The organism is Dactylosporangium sp. NPDC005572 (genome assembly GCF_040605515.1).
In the GTDB taxonomy this organism is placed as follows: Bacteria; Actinomycetota; Actinomycetes; order Mycobacteriales; family Micromonosporaceae; genus Dactylosporangium.
In genome coordinates this window covers 1-14,583 of record NZ_JBEXCY010000039.1, presented here as the reverse complement: position 1 = coordinate 14,583, position 14,583 = coordinate 1, and the positions used below count along the sequence as shown (strand labels likewise).

The window sequence follows — 14,583 nt, the reverse complement described above, 5'->3', positions numbered from 1 at the left end:
GTCCTGTGTGGACGGTGCCGGCGCTGGACGCTGAGCAGACGGAGCTGTCCATGCACCGCACAGCGTTACGTTCAGTCATCGCCACCCTGACCGTCCTGTCCGCCACCGCGCTGCCCATCGCCCCGGCCACCGCGGCCGACGCGCCGCCGCTGCGCGCCGCCGACGGGCTCGTCAACACCGCAGACCCGGTCGCGGTCGGCCTGCCCCGCGCCGCGAACGCGCAGACCGCGACGATCTTCGCGCCCGGCGACACCGACCTGAAGTACAACCACGGCGTCGTCCTCATCCCGTTCAAGCACCGCCTCTACGCCCAGTGGCAGAGCTCGGCCCGCGACGAGGACGCGCCCGACACGATCGTCACCTACGCCGTCAGCGACGACGGCGTCGCCTGGTCGGCGCCGATCCCGCTGACCGCGCCCCGCACCGACGGCTACACCTCCAGCGGCGGCTGGTGGACCGACGGGCAGACCCTCGTCGCGTACCTCAACGTCTGGCCGGCCGGGCTCACCCCGCGCGGCGGCTACGCCGAGTACGTCACGAGCACCGACGGCGTCCACTGGAGCGCCCCGCAGCGGGTCATGGGCGCCGACGGGCAGCCCGTCAACGGCATCATCGAGCAGGACCCAAAGGCGCTGCCGGGCGGCCGGGTCCTCACCGCCTTCCACGTGCAGCCCGGCCTGTTCGTCAAGCCCTACTACACCGACGACCCGCTCGGCGTGTCCGGCTGGACCCAGGGGCAGTTCACCAACCAGCCGAACAACTCCGGCATGGGCCGCGAGCTCGAGCCGAGCTGGTACCGCCGCGCCGACGGCTCGATCGTGATGGTCTTCCGCGACCAGGGCGGCGGCACGTTCCGCAAGCTGGCCGCGGTGAGCACCGACAACGGCGTGACCTGGTCGAGCTCCGTGCTCACCAACGTGCCCGACTCCCGCACCAAGCAGAGCGCCGGCAACCTGCCCGACGGCACCGCCTACCTCGTCGGCAACCCGACCGGCACCCGCAACCGCTACCCGCTCTCGGTCCTGCTCAGCGCCGACGGCGAGACCTTCGGCACCGGCTACAACCTGCGCACCGCCGAGGACCTGCAGCCGCTGCGGTACACCGGCCAGTTCAAGTCCGCCGGGTACAGCTACCCGAAGAGCGTGGTGTGGAACGGGCACCTCTACGTCGGCTACGGCACGAACAAGGAGGACGTCCAGGTCAGCCGGGTCCCGCTGGCCGACATCTCGCTGCGCAGCGGCCCGGACACCGCGACCGCCGCCCCGGCCCGGGGCGTCCTGTCGCACGACAACGGCTGGGACACCGGCCTGCTCGACGGCGACTACACGGTCACCATGAACCTGTGGTGGGGTGCGAACGCGAGCGCCCTGCGGCTGTACGAGAACGGCGCCCTCATCGCCACACGGCAGCTCACCTACGGCGGCGTCGGCCCGCAGTCGGCCGCCGTGCCGGTCACCGGCCGCGGCAACGGCACCTACGTCTACACCGCCGAACTGCTCAACACCCGGGGCGTCACGGCGACCGCGCCGGTCACGGTGACGGTCACCCAGGCGGCGCCGGGCACACCGGTGCTCAGCCACGACAACGTCGACCGGGACGGCACGTACCGCGTCACCGCCAACCTGTGGTGGGGCACGAACGCGACCGCCTACCGCTTCCTGGAGAACGGCGCCGTCGTGGCCGAGGGCCCGCTGACCGCGGCCACGCCCGGGGCGCAGGCGGCGGTGCTCGACGTGACCGGGCGGGCGCCCGGCACCTCCACGTACGTCGTCGAGTTCGTCAACGCCGCCGGCACCACCGCGAGCGCGCCGCTGACGGTCACCGCAGACCACTGAACCTCAGCCGGCCGCGGGCTTCGCCGCCCGCGGCCGGCGACTTCCAAGAAAGGCGTGTCGACGACCATCGCCTACGCGTTCCGTTACCTTTCAGTGCGCTTGAGTGTGCACACGGTTGGTAGCCCTGCCTTGCGGTGGGACGGTCCCGGTCTGACCGACTGATGTCGTGCCGGGTTCACGCTTCACGGCCACCTGCCCGCGTATGCGGGTCTTCCGGTCGGCTCCACGTGCTGCCACCGGGCCACTCCCGGCGGTGTCGTACTGGGCCGCGTGCGCGGCCAGATTCTCGGCGGCGTTGCGGTCACGGTCCAGGACCAGGCCGCACGCCTCGCAGTGGTATTCGCGCTCGGATAGGGCCAGCTTGGCTTTCACCGCACCACAGCCCGAGCAGGTCTTCGACGACGGGTACCAGCGATCGGCCACGATCAGTCGGCCGCCGTTCCAAGAGGTCTTATATGCCAACTGGCGGCGGATCTCCGTAAACCCGGCATCGGCGATGTGCCTGGCCAGGCCTCGGTTGGCGAGCATGCCGAACACGTTGAGGTCTTCGACCACGACCGTGCCGTACTCAGTCGCGAGCCGGGTGGTGAGCTTGTGCAGGCCGTCGCGGCGTAGGTTCGCCACCCTGGCGTGCGCCCGGCCGAGCCGGTCGGCGGCACGATGCCACCGGTTCGACGGCCGTTGCCCGGTCCGCCGGTCCGGGCCAGCCTTGCGGGACAGTGCCCGGCCCAATGCGCGCAGCCTGAGGCGTGCGGCGCTCAGGTGGCGCGGATTGCCGACCAGTTCACCGCTGGACAGGACGGCGAGGTGCTTGATGCCGACGTCGACACCGACTGTGCTGTTCTGTCGTGCCGGGGTCCGGACGGCGCGCTCGACCTCCACGCAGAAGGCGACGTGCCAGCGTCCGCCGTCGCGGCGCACCGTGGCGGACATGATCCGGGCGGTGCCGTTGTCGAGTCGGCGGGCGAGCTTGCGGGCAGACTCGTGCAACTTCAACCGGCCCAGCCGGGGCAGCACGACGTGCATGCGGCCGGTCTCGACCCGGATTGTCCCGGTGGTGAACCGCACCGATGGGGTGGTGCGGCGGCGGGACTTGAACCGCGGGAAGCCGACCGGACGTCCGGCGCGCTTCCCGGTCCTGGAGTCGGCCCAGTTCTTCAGGCCGCGGGCGAGCGCGTCAAGGCCGGTGTTGAACGCTTCCTTCGAGCACTCCGCCCACCACGGGGCGACCTCCGCCTTCGCCGCGTTCCATGCCTTCCGCAGCGCGGGCAGCGACCATGACAGCGACGGCGTGAGTTGGTTGTCGGCGACGCCATAGGAACGCTCGGCGGCCCGCTGGTCCATCACCGCCTTCACCCTGGCCAGCGCCCAGTTGTGCGCGACCCGCGCCGCCCCGGCGTGGGCGAGCACTGCCCGCTCCTGGGTCGGGGTGAGGTCCAGCGCGAACCGGTACGCCTGGATCGTCTTCACGCCGGGACGGTACCGGATAACAGCGTCGATCGCCCGGCGGGCACCGTTCTGCCCGGCGGGCCGTACGGCCCGGCCCACAGCGAGGTCAGGATCTCGGTGACGTCGCGGACCAGGTCGTCGCGGACCTCGGCCGGGTCAACCACCAGGAGCCGGCGGCCCTGCGCGGCCAGTGCCGCTGCAACGTACTCGCCACCGAACCAGCCGAACCGGTCACGGTGCTCAGCCACGATTGTCGACACGGCAGGGACTCACAGCAGGGCGATAGACCTCTTCCGGTGCCCGTTCAGCGCCGAACCGACCTCGGTCACCACCCGCGATACGGCCAAACGTTGCCGGTTTCCCAGACGGTGACCCGGGCGACCCGCCGGTCCAGATCCGATTACTGATCGACCGACGACGCCCAGGCGTACACACGACCTGCCCGGGAACAGCCAACGCGCCGGTCATCGGCTCGCCAACCATGAACAATCGACCGAGCCGATACGTGGGAACGGGCAGCGCCCCAGCCTCGTAACGCCGACGTGGGGTCGAATACACTAGCCAACTCATCAGCGCTAACGCTAATCAACACCAACAGTTCGCTCCCCGTCCCGGCCCGGCGGCGGGGCCGCGCACCGCGTACCTCATCGCCTCCGGCGACCTGCGCGAGTCGGCCAACGCCGCCGGCTGGCCCACCCAGGTCGCCATGGAGGCGGCTGTCACCGCCGCCCTCGCCGAGCTCGGCTGGTCGGTCGTGCGCCTGCACGAGGGCTTCATCGACAGCCAGCGGATGGGTCTGGAGGTGTTCAAGCGCATCCCGCCCGACGCGCCGCTCGTCGTCGCCGAGGCCGTGTGGCAGTACAGCCACCACGTCCTGGCCGGTCTGCGCACCCATCGCGGCCCGATCCTCACCGTCGCCAACTTCGCCGGCGACTGGCCCGGCCTCGTCGGGCTGCTCGGCCTCAACGCCGGCCTGACGAAGATGGGCGTGCCCTACTCCACGATCTGGTCGGTCGACTTCACCGACGACTGGTTCCTCGCCGGTCTGCGGCAGTGGACGAAGTCAGGAACGATCGTCCACGACGACTCGCACGTGCGGCTGCTGCCGCCGCTGCCCGACACCCCGGAGCGCCGCCTCGGCGAGGCCCTCGCCGAGCAGCTGCTCGCCGACAAGGCCATCATCGGCGTGTTCGACGAGGGCTGCATGGGCATGTACAACGCGATCATCGACGACGAGCTGCTCAATCAGGCCGGCATCTACAAGGAGCGGCTGTCGCAGTCCGCGCTCTACGCCGAGATGCTCACCGTGCCCGACGCCGAGGCCGACGCGGCCCGGCGCTGGCTGGAGGAGCGCGGCATGCGGTTCCGCTTCGGCACCGACGAGAAGACCGAGCTCACCGAGGAGCAGGTCCGCTGGCAGCTGAAGATGTACGTGGCCGCGCTGCGCATCAGCGACGACTTCGGCCTCAACGCGGTCGGCATCCAGTACCAGCAGGGCCTCAAGGACCTGGTGCCGGCCTCCGACCTGGCCGAGGGCCTGCTCAACTCGACCGACCGACCGCCGGTGCGCTCCCGCGACGGCGCGCGCGAGCTGTTCCCCGGCCGGGCCCTGCCCCACTTCAACGAGGTGGACGAGGGCGTGGCCGTCGACGCGCTGGTCACCGACCGGGTCTGGCGCGCCATGGGTCTGCTGCCCGACAACACGCTGCACGACGTGCGGTGGGGCGAGGAGTACGAGGGCCGCTTCGTCTGGGTGTACGAGATCTCGGGCTCGGTGCCGGGCTCGCACCTCGGCGGCTGGGACCGGGCCGAGGGCCTGCGCCAGGGCCCGGTGTACTTCCCGGCCGGCGGCGCGACGATCAACGGCGTGTCGAAGCCCGGCGAGGTCGTGCTGTCGCGGGTCTTCATCGCCGAGGGTGTCCTGCAGGTGGACATCTTCCGGGGTACCGTGGTCGAGCTCCCGGAGGAGGAGACGGACCGGCGTAAGCAGGCCACGACCCCGGAGTGGCCGATCGCCCACGTCGTGTTGCACGACGTGACCCGCAACCAGTTCATGGCCCGCCACAGGGCCAACCACGTCCAGCTGGTCTACGCCCCGGATGCGGCTGCGGCCGACCGCGCGCTGCTCGTGAAGGCCGCGATGTTCGCGGCCCTGGGCCTGCGCGTCAACCTCGTGGGCCGCGTGCACATCTGACCGCCCCGGCGGCGCGGTGGCCTCCCCGCCGCGCCGCCCCGGCAGCTCGCCATCCGAGTTCGCCCGCTTGCGTCGGGCTCTTGCGTCACACCGGCCCGGTTGTACGATGTATGTCGTATGTTGACTGTTGTTTTTCGCATGGAGGTAGCGTGACCTTCGTCAGACGCTGCACGACCGTTGTGTCAGCCACCGCGCTTGCTCTGGGACTGGCCGTCGGCCTCACGGCGACGCCGGCGTCGGCCGCGACCTATCCGAGCTGCACCCAGGTGGCCTACTACGGGGCCGGCGGACTCGTCCGGCCCGAGCCGGCCGTGGCGACCGGCAACCATGCCTGCACCCTGGGCAGGGGAAACCAGGGGGAGCCGGTTCGGGTCCTGCAGAAGGCCCTGAACCTGTGCTACGGCCAGAACATCCGGGTGGACGCGGTCTTCGGCCCGCAGACAGAGACGGCGATGCGCAACGTCCAGCAGTGGATCAAGACATACGTCGACGCCGGGCTCACGGTCGACGGCATCTTCGGCCCTCGCACCCACACGAGCACGTTCTTCCCGGAGTACTGGTACGCCATGAGCAAATACCGGTGCGGCAACAACCTCGATTTCAAGCCCTTGCCGGCCGGCTACTGACCGGATCGGATCCGGCTCGCGCGAAGGGAGGCCACACTTCGCCGCAAGAGCGTCCGAAACGGGCGAACAACACGTTCACCGCGAAGGCCCCCGCAACGGCATCTACCTGCGGGTAGGCGCACGGAAGCCGTTCGTCAAGTTTTGCTCAAGGTCGCCGCCCGGACCGTAACCCGTGTCGACTTCGCACAGCCTGCATGCGAATGTGTCGATCTACTGTACGCGCTACATGGACGCACGGGGAGCACATCCATGTCGTCGCAGGCCGACATCACCTTTCTCATGCTGGGACCGCTGCGCGTCGAGGCGCGCGGCGGCCCGCCGCAGGCGTCGCTCGACCCGCTGCACGAGCGGGCGCTGGCCGCGCTGCTGGTCGACGCCGGGCACGACGTGACCGTCGACCGGCTCGCGGCCGCCGTGTGGACCGACGAACCGCTCGCCCGGCCCCGGCACGAGGTCGACGAGGTGGTGTCCGGGCTGCGTCAGGTGCTCGCCGCGCTCGGCGCGCACGATCAGCTCATCGGGGCGGGCAGCGGCGGCTACCGGCTCGCGCCGGACCGCTGCACGGTCGACGCGCTGGAGTTCGACGCCACCGTCGATGCCGCCGTCGCCCAGCCGCACCACGGCCGGACCCACATCACGCTGCTCCGCCAGGCGCTCGCGCTGTGGCGCGGCCCGGCCCTCGCGGGCCTCGACGTGCCGGCGCTGAACCACGCCGTCGCGGCACTGGAGGAGCGGCGACTGTCGGCCTGGGAGCACTGCCTGAGCCTCGAACTGGACGCCCGCGCCGGAGCGGAGGTGCTGGCGGAGCTCATCGAGTTCACCGACAACCACCCGGCCCGGGAGCGCCCCGCCCAACTGCTGATGCTCGCGCTGCACCGGCAGGGGCGCAACGCCGAGGCGCTCAGCGTGTTCGACCGCACGCAGCGACGGCTGCTCGGCCACCTGGGCCGCGAGCCGGGGGCCGGGCTGCGCAAGGCGCGCGACCTGGTGGTGCGCGGGCTGGTGCAAGCGGCCCAGCCGTCGCGGCGGGTCGCGGCCCGCAGCGGCGCGGTGCGGCTCGTTCACCAGGTGACGCCGGTCCGCCCGGCCCAGCTGCCGGCCGCGACGCCCGGGTTCACCGGACGGCTCGCCGCGCTGCAGTGGCTGGACGCCGGCACCGCGCCGAGCCTCGTGTGCGGCGCGGCGGGCGTCGGCAAGACCGCGCTGGCCGTGTTCTGGGCGCGCCGCGCCGCGGCCCGCTTTCCCGACGGCCATCTCTACCTCGACCTGCGCGGCAGTGGGCCGGCACCGCTGGCGCCGCTGTGCGCCCTGTGGCGGCTGCTGCCGGCGCTGGGCGTGCCGCGGCACCTGCTCCCGGCGGACCTGGAGGAGGCTTCCGCGCTGTACCGCAGCCTGCTGGACGGCAAGCGGATGCTGGTCCTGCTCGACGACGCCGTCTCCGCCGAGCAGGTCCGTCCGCTGCTGCCCGGTGAACCCGGCTCGGTCACGCTCGTGCTCGCCCGCCACCCGCTGGCCGAGCTGGTCGCCCGCGAGGGTGTCCGCCTGCATGACCTGCCCCCGATGACCGCGGCCGAGTCGCGCCAGCTGCTCGCGACGCGCCTCGGCCGGGAGCGGGTGCAGGCGGAGCCGGAGGCCGTGGCGCAGCTCGTCGAGCTGTGCGGCGGCTCGCCGCGCGCGCTCGGCGCGGTCGCCGCAGCCGTATCGACGCGGGCTCCCGCCGCGCTGGCGGCAGTCGCCGCCGAGCTGCGCCAGATCCCGTTCGGCGCCCTGCTCACCATGCCGGCGGCGACCCGTCAGCTGTAGCGACGCCCCGGCCGCCCACTCTGGCGGCGGCCCTGCCGCCAGAGTGTCAGGACCACCAGCGCCACCGCGACCACGGCGAAGGCCGTGTCGCTGGCCAGCTCGACGCCCGGGGACACCCGATGCCAGGGGTGCAGGCTGTAGCCGTTGACCGCATAGGTGACCAGCGCGCCGCCGGCGACCGCCAGCACGTGCATCGGCGACCAGCGCCGGCTGGCCGACCACTGGCGGACCGCCACCGCGGCGAGCGCGAGCAGCGCCACGCTGAGCGCCACGCCGACCCAGCTGCCGGGCCGCCACAGCACGAACGACACGACGAAGGAGAGCACCAGCACGACCGGCCACGGCGGCGGCCCGGGCAGCAGCCGCGCCGCCCGGCCCGGCACCAGCGGACGACGGGCCCGCCGGTCGCGGTGCCGCAGGCCCACCGCGGCCGCTACGAGCGCCGCCGCGACCAGCCCGGCGGCGGCCAGCTGCGCGGGTGCGGCCATGAAGTGTTCGCCGGCCTGCAGGTCGGAGAAGACGAGCCAACAGCCGACCGCGTAGACGGCGGCGATGAGCAGCAGGACCGGACGGCTCGTCCAGGGCTCGTCGCGCAGCCGGCCGCCGAAGGACTCCACGACCGCGACCGGCACGCCGACGCTCCACACGGCGTGCCCGACGACGAACGCCAGTGCCCAGAAGGCGCTGATCCCGGCGCCGTCGACGTGCGCGATGCTCTGGAAGTCCTCGCCCAGGTAGTCGGGGTTGAACATCGACTGGTCGACCAGGCCCGCCTCGATCACGCCGTAGGCGAGCCCGAGCAGCAGGATCGCCGGCCAGCCGCCGCCCAGGTGACGGGCGACCTCGCGCACCAGCACCGCGCCTCCGCCGTACAGCGGCACGAGGAAGACGATGAGGGGCAGGTCGAGCACCGTGTGGCTGCCGACAAGATACTCGGCGACCCAGGGCGCGAACAGCGCGAGCGCCACGACCGACGCTGTGCGCCGCGTCCAGTCGCGCGACCTCAGCACGAGCCTGCCGGGGCCTGGGCGGCAAAATATCCGTGCAGGAACTCCGCCTGTTCGCGCAGCGTTCCCGGCGGCACCTCCCGGAAGCAGCCGACCGCGTCGGACTGCTCGCCGCCGACGACCGCGCCGTCGGCCACGGCGACCTCGAACGCGATGCCGACCGGCCAGCCCCGGTAACCGTCGCGCAGCATGTGCGGGTATTCGATGTAGCCCAGCAGCCGGCCGACGTCGACGGTGACGCCGAGCTCGTCGCGGGCGACGCGGACGACCGCGTCGCGCAGGTGCTCGCCGAAGCGGACCGTGCCGCCCGGCAGGTGCCACTGCCCCTTGCACGGCTCGATCGAACGGCGGGTCAGCACGACGCCGCCGGCGGTGTTGCACACCACCTCGACGGTCAGGCGGGGCACCTTGCCGAAGATCTCGGCGAACTGCGCGGCCGAGAACGGATGCGGTCCCATCTGGTTGATCTACCTCTCGCCGACGGGGCTGCCGCTGTCATGCTACCGGCCCGGCGTGCGGCCCACCGCCAGGCACGCGGGCCGCCCGCCGCCGCGGATCAGGAGTGCACCAGCGGCCGCCACTGCTGTTCCTTGCCGGCGTCGCGCACCACGTAGCCCATCGACTCGGCCACCTTGCGCAGGTCGCGCGCCTCGTCGGCGGCCTTGTGCCGCAACGCGCCGGCGCGGGCGCTGAGCACCTGGTCGGCCTCGGGCGGCAGGTCCGGGCTGCCGGGGACCCACGCGCGGAACAGCTCGGCATACGGGTCGGCGTCCTGCCAGGGGTAGCCGTGCGCGCGGAACGCCGCGGCGAGCGCGCCCTTCGACGTCTGGGTGCGCTCCCGGAACAGCTCGCGCGAACGGTCGTCGAGCAGCACGAGCCGGGCGCCGTCGGCGAAGGCCGCCGCGACGTCGGCGCGCGGCACGGTCGTGGTGGCGTCGCCGAGCGTCATCCGCGCCTCGTCGTCGGTCAGCGTCACCACGGCCGCGTCGCGGTATGAGGCAACCGCCACGACGACGCCGATCACGAGCCAGATCGCGAGGTTGACCGCGATTTTCCACGGGTTGTCGATCGCGCCGACCACCCGGACGACGGGCTTGAGCGGCAGCGCCGTGTCCCAGCTGAGCATCCAGCGGGCGAGCACGGGCAGGACCGCGCCGACGGCGACGAAGAAGGCGGGGACGCCGACGTTGACGACGAACCGATCGATGGCCGAGAACCGCAGCGTGGTGGAGTTGTCGTTCGGCATGCGCCCACGATATGGGCGGCCCGAACGGTTCCTCCAGTCGCCGAAAGGCGATCCGGCCGCGGTCACGGTCATACTTTGGAAGACTTCGCCTCGGTGTTCATCGATGCCACACTGGCCGCGTCCAACCCAACCGACCGCCGCGCGGCGCGCCCGGCCGTGCCCATCGGCCGCCGTCCGCTCCCGGCGCACCGTCCAGGGGGAACCGAGATGAGCGAGACCGAACAGCCACCCGCTGCCCGAGCCGAGGGGGTCCGGAAGGTGTACGGCACGGGCTCGGCCCAGGTCGTGGCACTCGACGATGTCACCCTGGAGGTGCCGCGGGGCCGCTTCACCGCCGTCATGGGGCCGTCCGGCTCGGGCAAGTCCACCCTGATGCACTGCCTCGCCGGGCTCGACACCGTCGACGGCGGTGCGGTGTACGTGGGCGACGTGGCCCTCGGCGGGCTCTCGGACACCGCGCTCACCCGGCTGCGGCGCGACCGCATCGGCTTCGTCTTCCAGTCCTTCAACCTGCTGCCCACGCTGACCGCGCTGGAGAACATCACGCTGCCGCTGCGCGTCGCCGGGCGCCGGCCCGACCCGGAGTGGCTGTCCACGATCATCGACACCGTGGGCCTGCGCGACCGGCTCGACCACCGGCCGGCGCAGCTGTCCGGCGGGCAGCAGCAACGGGTCGCCTGCGCCCGGGCGCTGGTCGGCCGGCCCGACGTGGTCTTCGCCGACGAACCGACCGGCAACCTCGACTCCCGCTCCGGCGCGGAGGTGCTGCGGTTCCTGCGGGACGCGGCGCGCGACGGGCAGGCGATCGTCATGGTCACGCACGACCCGCTGGCCGCGGCCTGGACCGACGACGTGGTCTTCCTGTCCGACGGGCGCATCGTCGACCGGCTCGCGGAGCCCACCGCCGACGCGGTACTGGAGCGGATGAAGTCCTTCGACCGGCAGGGCGCCGACCTGGAGCCGGTGGCCGCCCGATGATGTTCAAGCTGACCCTGCGCAACCTCACCGCGCACCGGCTGCGGCTGGTGTTCACCACGGTCGCCGTCGTCCTCGCCGTCTCCTTCGTCGCCGGGACGATGATCTTCCGGGACACCGCCGCGCGGAGCTTCGACTCCACCTTCTCCGGGCTGGAGAACGCACGTGAGGTCTTCGTGTACCCCGAGCAGACCTTCACCGGCGAGGGCACCCCACGCCGGCTCGTGCCCGCGTCGCTGACGGAGACGGTCCGCCAGGTACCGGGTGCCGCGGCGTACATCGGCTCCAGCGAGGGCTACGCGGCGATCGTGCGCGCCGACGGTGAGGTCGTCGGCGGCGAGACCGCCGCGCACCTCGGGCGCGAGTTCGTCGAGCGGACCGGTAGCCGATCGTCGATCAAGCTCACCGCGGGGCGCGCCCCGGTCGGCGACGGCGAGATCGTCGTCGAGGCCCACACCGCCATCGGCGGCCCGGTGAACATCGGCGACGAGGTCACCGTCGTGACCGAGCGGGCCGAGGTGAAGGTGCGCGTCGTCGGCATCTTCGAGCTCGGCGGCGAGCAGCTCGGCGACGTGGTCACGTTCGTCGGCTTCGCCCCCGACGTGGCCCAGCGGATGCTCACCGAGCCCGGCTACTACTCCTCCATCTGGGTGCGGCCCCGCGACGGCGTCACCCCCGAGCAGCTGGCCGACCAGCTGCGCGCCGCGCTGCCGGCCGGCTACGAGGTGAAGACCGCGCAGCAGCAGGCGGTCGACACCAAGCGCGAGATCCAGCAGATCTTCGACGTGCTCGGCCGGATCCTGCTCGCCTTCGCCGGGGTGTCGGTGTTCGTCGGCTCGTTCATCATCTTCAACACCTTCACCATGCTGGTCGCGCAGCGCATCCGCGAGATGGCGCTGCTGCGGGCGGTCGGTGCCAGCCGGGCCCAGGTGACCCGGGCCGTCCTCGGCGAGGCGGTGGGCATCGGCCTCGCCGGCTCGACCATCGGGCTGATCGCCGGCGTCGGCGTCGCGCTGGTGCTGCGGCTGCTGTTCGAACGCTTCGGCGCGCAGCTGCCCGCCCGCGCGCCGGTCATCGCCCCCGCCACGGTCGTCTGGTCCTACGCCGTCGGCGTCGTCGTGACGGTCCTCGCCGCCTACCTGCCGGCCCGGCGCGCGGCGAAGATCCCGCCGGTCGCCGCGCTGCGGGCCGACGTCACCCCCACCGCCCGCCGGATGCGGCTGCGCTCGATCAGCGGCATCGTCGTCGGCACCCTCGGCGGGCTGTCACTGGCCGGCGGCCTGTCCGACGGCGGGGACGAGGGAGCCGGGCTCATCGCCATCGGCGGGGTACTGCTGTTCGTCGCCGCCTTCCTGCTCAGCCCGCTGCTGAGCCGGCCGTTGCTGCTGCTGCTCGGCTGGCCGCTGTCCAGGCTGGCCGGCGCCGTGGGCCACCTCGGCGTCGAGAACGCGCGGCGGGACCCGCGGCGCACCACCGCAACCGCCTCCGCCCTGATGATCGGGCTGACGCTCGTCTCGCTGGCCACCGTCGTCGCCAGCTCGATGAGCGCGTCGGTCGACCGCCGGCTCGACCGGCAGTTCAGCGCCGACTTCAGCCTGGAGCCCAGCGGCCTGACCGGGTTCGGCCAGGCCGCCGCCGACGCGGTGGCGCGGGTGCCCGGCGTGCGCAGCGTCACGCCCGTGCAGTCCGGCACGCTGCGCATCGGCGACCAGGAGACGCCGGTGCTGGTCGCCGACCCGGCGGCGCTCGCCGGCCCGGTCAGCCTCAAGACGAACGCCGGCAGTACCGCCCTGCGCGCCGACGAACTGCTCGTGCAGCAGTCCACCGCCGACCAGCGGGGCTGGCGCCCCGGCTCGACGATCCCCGGGCAGTACCCCGACGGCACCCGCGTCACGTTCACCGTCGCCGGCGTCTTCGCCGACAACGAGGTGGTCGGCCGGCCCTACCTGGTGGCCCCGGACGGGTATCGGGCGCACGCACCGGCGACGCTGATCCAGCGGGCGTTCGTCGACCTCGACGACGCCCAGCAGGCCACCGCCCGCGCCGGCATCGAGCAGGCGCTGCGCGCCTACCCGAGCGTCAAGCTCAAGGACCGGCAGGACGCCAAGCAGGGGGCCCGGGCCGACATCGACCGGGCGCTGAACGTGATCATGGTCCTGCTGCTGCTGTCCATCGCGATCGCCGCCGTGGGCATCGTCAACACCCTCGGCCTGGCCGTCATCGAGCGCACGCGCGAGATCGGGCTGCTGCGGGCGGTCGGCATGACCCGCCGGCACGTACGGTCGATGGTGCGCTACGAGTCGATCGTCATCGCGCTGTTCGGCGCCACGCTCGGGCTGGTCCTGGGCGTGGGGCTCGGCGCGGCGGCGCAGCAGGTGATGCGCGGTGACGGCGTGGAGGTGCTGCACATCCCGGCCGGCCGCCTCGGCGTGTACCTGCTCAGTGCGGTCGTCATCGGTCTGCTCGCCGCCATCTGGCCGGCCTGGCGGGCGGCCCGGATGAACGTGCTGCGGGCGATCCACCAGGAGTGAGCGGGTGGGGCGGCCCCGCGGTGGGCCGCCCCACGCACCGGCGCACCACGCTGGTGTGCCGTTGCTAGATTGCTGGCCACTGATGGTCCATTGACGCGGGGCGGTGGCATGTGCTGGGCGAGCAGACGCGGATTCGGCTCCTGGGCCCTATCACCGTCACGATCGAGGGCCGCGAGGTGCAGCTCGGGTCGCCCCGCCAGCTCGCGCTGTTCGCCACGCTCGCCGCCAACGTCAACCGCGTGGTCAGCCGCGAGGAGCTGGTCGACGCGGTCTGGGGCCTCGAGGCCCCGGCCACCGCGATCAACAGTGTCTACACGTACGTCGCCCGGCTCCGCAACGCGCTGGAGCCGTCCCGGCCGCAGCGCACCCCGTCGCGGCGGCTGCTGTCGGAGGGCGACGGCTACCTGCTCGCACTGCCCGACTCGCACGTGGACCTGCGCACCTTCGAGGCCCACCTCGCCGAGGCGCGGCGGCTGCAGACGACCGCCGCGCTGCACAGCGCCCTGGGCGAGCTCGACAGTGCCCTCGCGATGTGGCGCGGCACGCCGTTCAGCGGCGCGGCCGGGCCGTTCATCACCACCGAGCGCACCCGCCTCACCGAGCTGCGCCTGGCCGCCATGGAGGGCCGGGCCGAGCTGCTGCTGGAGCTCGGCCAGCACGCCGAGCTGGTCGGCGAGCTGTTCGGGCTGGCTCGCCGCCACCCGCTGCGCGAGCGGCTGCGGTTGCAGCTCATGCAGTGTTACCTGCGGCTGGGCCGGCAGGCCGACGCGCTCACCGAGTATCACGACCTGCGCGCCACGCTCGCCGACGAACTGGGCATCGGCCCCAGCGAGGAGCTGCAGGAGCTGTACTACAACGTGCTCATACCGAGGGGCGCGTCCACCACGGCCAGTTGCGCATTGGCGGCCGCCTCGATG

At 72.6% G+C, this 14,583-nt stretch carries 11 protein-coding genes and 1 pseudogene; 7 read left to right on the top strand and 5 right to left on the bottom strand.

Features of this window, described 5'->3' with window-relative positions; translation table 11 throughout:
* The first annotated feature begins 50 nt into the window (after positions 1–50).
* Positions 51–1,835, top strand: coding sequence for an exo-alpha-sialidase (locus ABZS66_RS20765; protein ID WP_354759949.1), 1,785 nt, complete (start codon positions 51–53; stop codon positions 1,833–1,835).
* Positions 1,836–1,925: 90 nt separating this feature from the next.
* On the opposite strand, the gene tnpB is transcribed toward ABZS66_RS20765, so the two are convergent.
* Both tnpB and ABZS66_RS20755 read right to left on the bottom strand, forming a co-directional pair.
* Complete coding sequence (gene tnpB, locus ABZS66_RS20760; protein ID WP_354759947.1) at positions 1,926–3,305, bottom strand: IS607 family element RNA-guided endonuclease TnpB; 1,380 nt, start codon at positions 3,303–3,305, stop codon at positions 1,926–1,928.
* A gap of 59 nt (positions 3,306–3,364) precedes the next feature.
* Positions 3,365–3,854 (bottom strand): annotated as a pseudogene (locus ABZS66_RS20755) (IS607 family transposase); the annotation flags it as partial.
* Between the two features lie 136 nt (positions 3,855–3,990).
* Between ABZS66_RS20755 and ABZS66_RS20750 the strand changes: the two are divergent.
* The 3 genes from ABZS66_RS20750 to ABZS66_RS20740 all read left to right on the top strand — a co-directional run bounded on the left by ABZS66_RS20750 (position 3,991) and on the right by ABZS66_RS20740 (position 7,907).
* Positions 3,991–5,478 carry a fucose isomerase gene (locus tag ABZS66_RS20750; RefSeq protein ID WP_354759945.1) on the top strand — a complete coding sequence of 496 codons (1,488 nt, stop codon included), beginning with the start codon at positions 3,991–3,993 and terminating at the stop codon, positions 5,476–5,478.
* 149 nt (positions 5,479–5,627) lie between these two features.
* On the top strand, positions 5,628–6,104 hold the full coding sequence (locus ABZS66_RS20745; protein WP_354759943.1) for a peptidoglycan-binding domain-containing protein: 477 nt from the start codon (positions 5,628–5,630) through the stop codon (positions 6,102–6,104).
* A gap of 249 nt (positions 6,105–6,353) precedes the next feature.
* Positions 6,354–7,907, top strand: a complete 1,554-nt coding sequence (locus tag ABZS66_RS20740; protein ID WP_354759941.1) for a BTAD domain-containing putative transcriptional regulator — start codon at positions 6,354–6,356, stop codon at positions 7,905–7,907.
* Here ABZS66_RS20740 and ABZS66_RS20735 read toward each other — a convergent pair.
* The 3 genes from ABZS66_RS20735 to ABZS66_RS20725 all read right to left on the bottom strand — a co-directional run bounded on the left by ABZS66_RS20735 (position 7,898) and on the right by ABZS66_RS20725 (position 10,160).
* Entirely contained in the window at positions 7,898–8,875 is a 978-nt protein-coding gene (locus ABZS66_RS20735; RefSeq protein ID WP_354759939.1) for a hypothetical protein, read from the bottom strand. The two genes, ABZS66_RS20740 and ABZS66_RS20735, sit on opposite strands and share 10 nt — an antisense overlap.
* Positions 8,876–8,910: 35 nt before the next feature.
* Positions 8,911–9,372, bottom strand: coding sequence for an NUDIX domain-containing protein (locus ABZS66_RS20730; RefSeq protein WP_354759938.1), 462 nt, complete (start codon positions 9,370–9,372; stop codon positions 8,911–8,913).
* A 98-nt stretch (positions 9,373–9,470) separates the two neighbouring features.
* Positions 9,471–10,160: a hypothetical protein gene (locus tag ABZS66_RS20725; protein ID WP_354759936.1), complete on the bottom strand. Its 690-nt coding sequence runs from the start codon at positions 10,158–10,160 to the stop codon at positions 9,471–9,473.
* Between the two features lie 207 nt (positions 10,161–10,367).
* On the opposite strand from ABZS66_RS20725, the gene ABZS66_RS20720 reads away from it, so the two are divergent.
* The 3 genes from ABZS66_RS20720 to ABZS66_RS20710 form a co-directional block, all read left to right on the top strand.
* Positions 10,368–11,138 (top strand): ABC transporter ATP-binding protein, encoded by a 771-nt coding sequence (locus ABZS66_RS20720; RefSeq protein ID WP_354759934.1) that lies wholly within the window; start codon positions 10,368–10,370, stop codon positions 11,136–11,138.
* Positions 11,135–13,666 carry an FtsX-like permease family protein gene (locus ABZS66_RS20715; RefSeq protein ID WP_354759932.1) on the top strand — a complete coding sequence of 844 codons (2,532 nt, stop codon included), beginning with the start codon at positions 11,135–11,137 and terminating at the stop codon, positions 13,664–13,666. The genes ABZS66_RS20720 and ABZS66_RS20715 overlap by 4 nt, the downstream gene beginning before the upstream one ends.
* A 110-nt stretch (positions 13,667–13,776) precedes the next feature.
* On the top strand, positions 13,777–14,583 hold an 807-nt coding region (locus ABZS66_RS20710), incomplete at its 3' end, for a BTAD domain-containing putative transcriptional regulator (protein WP_354759930.1).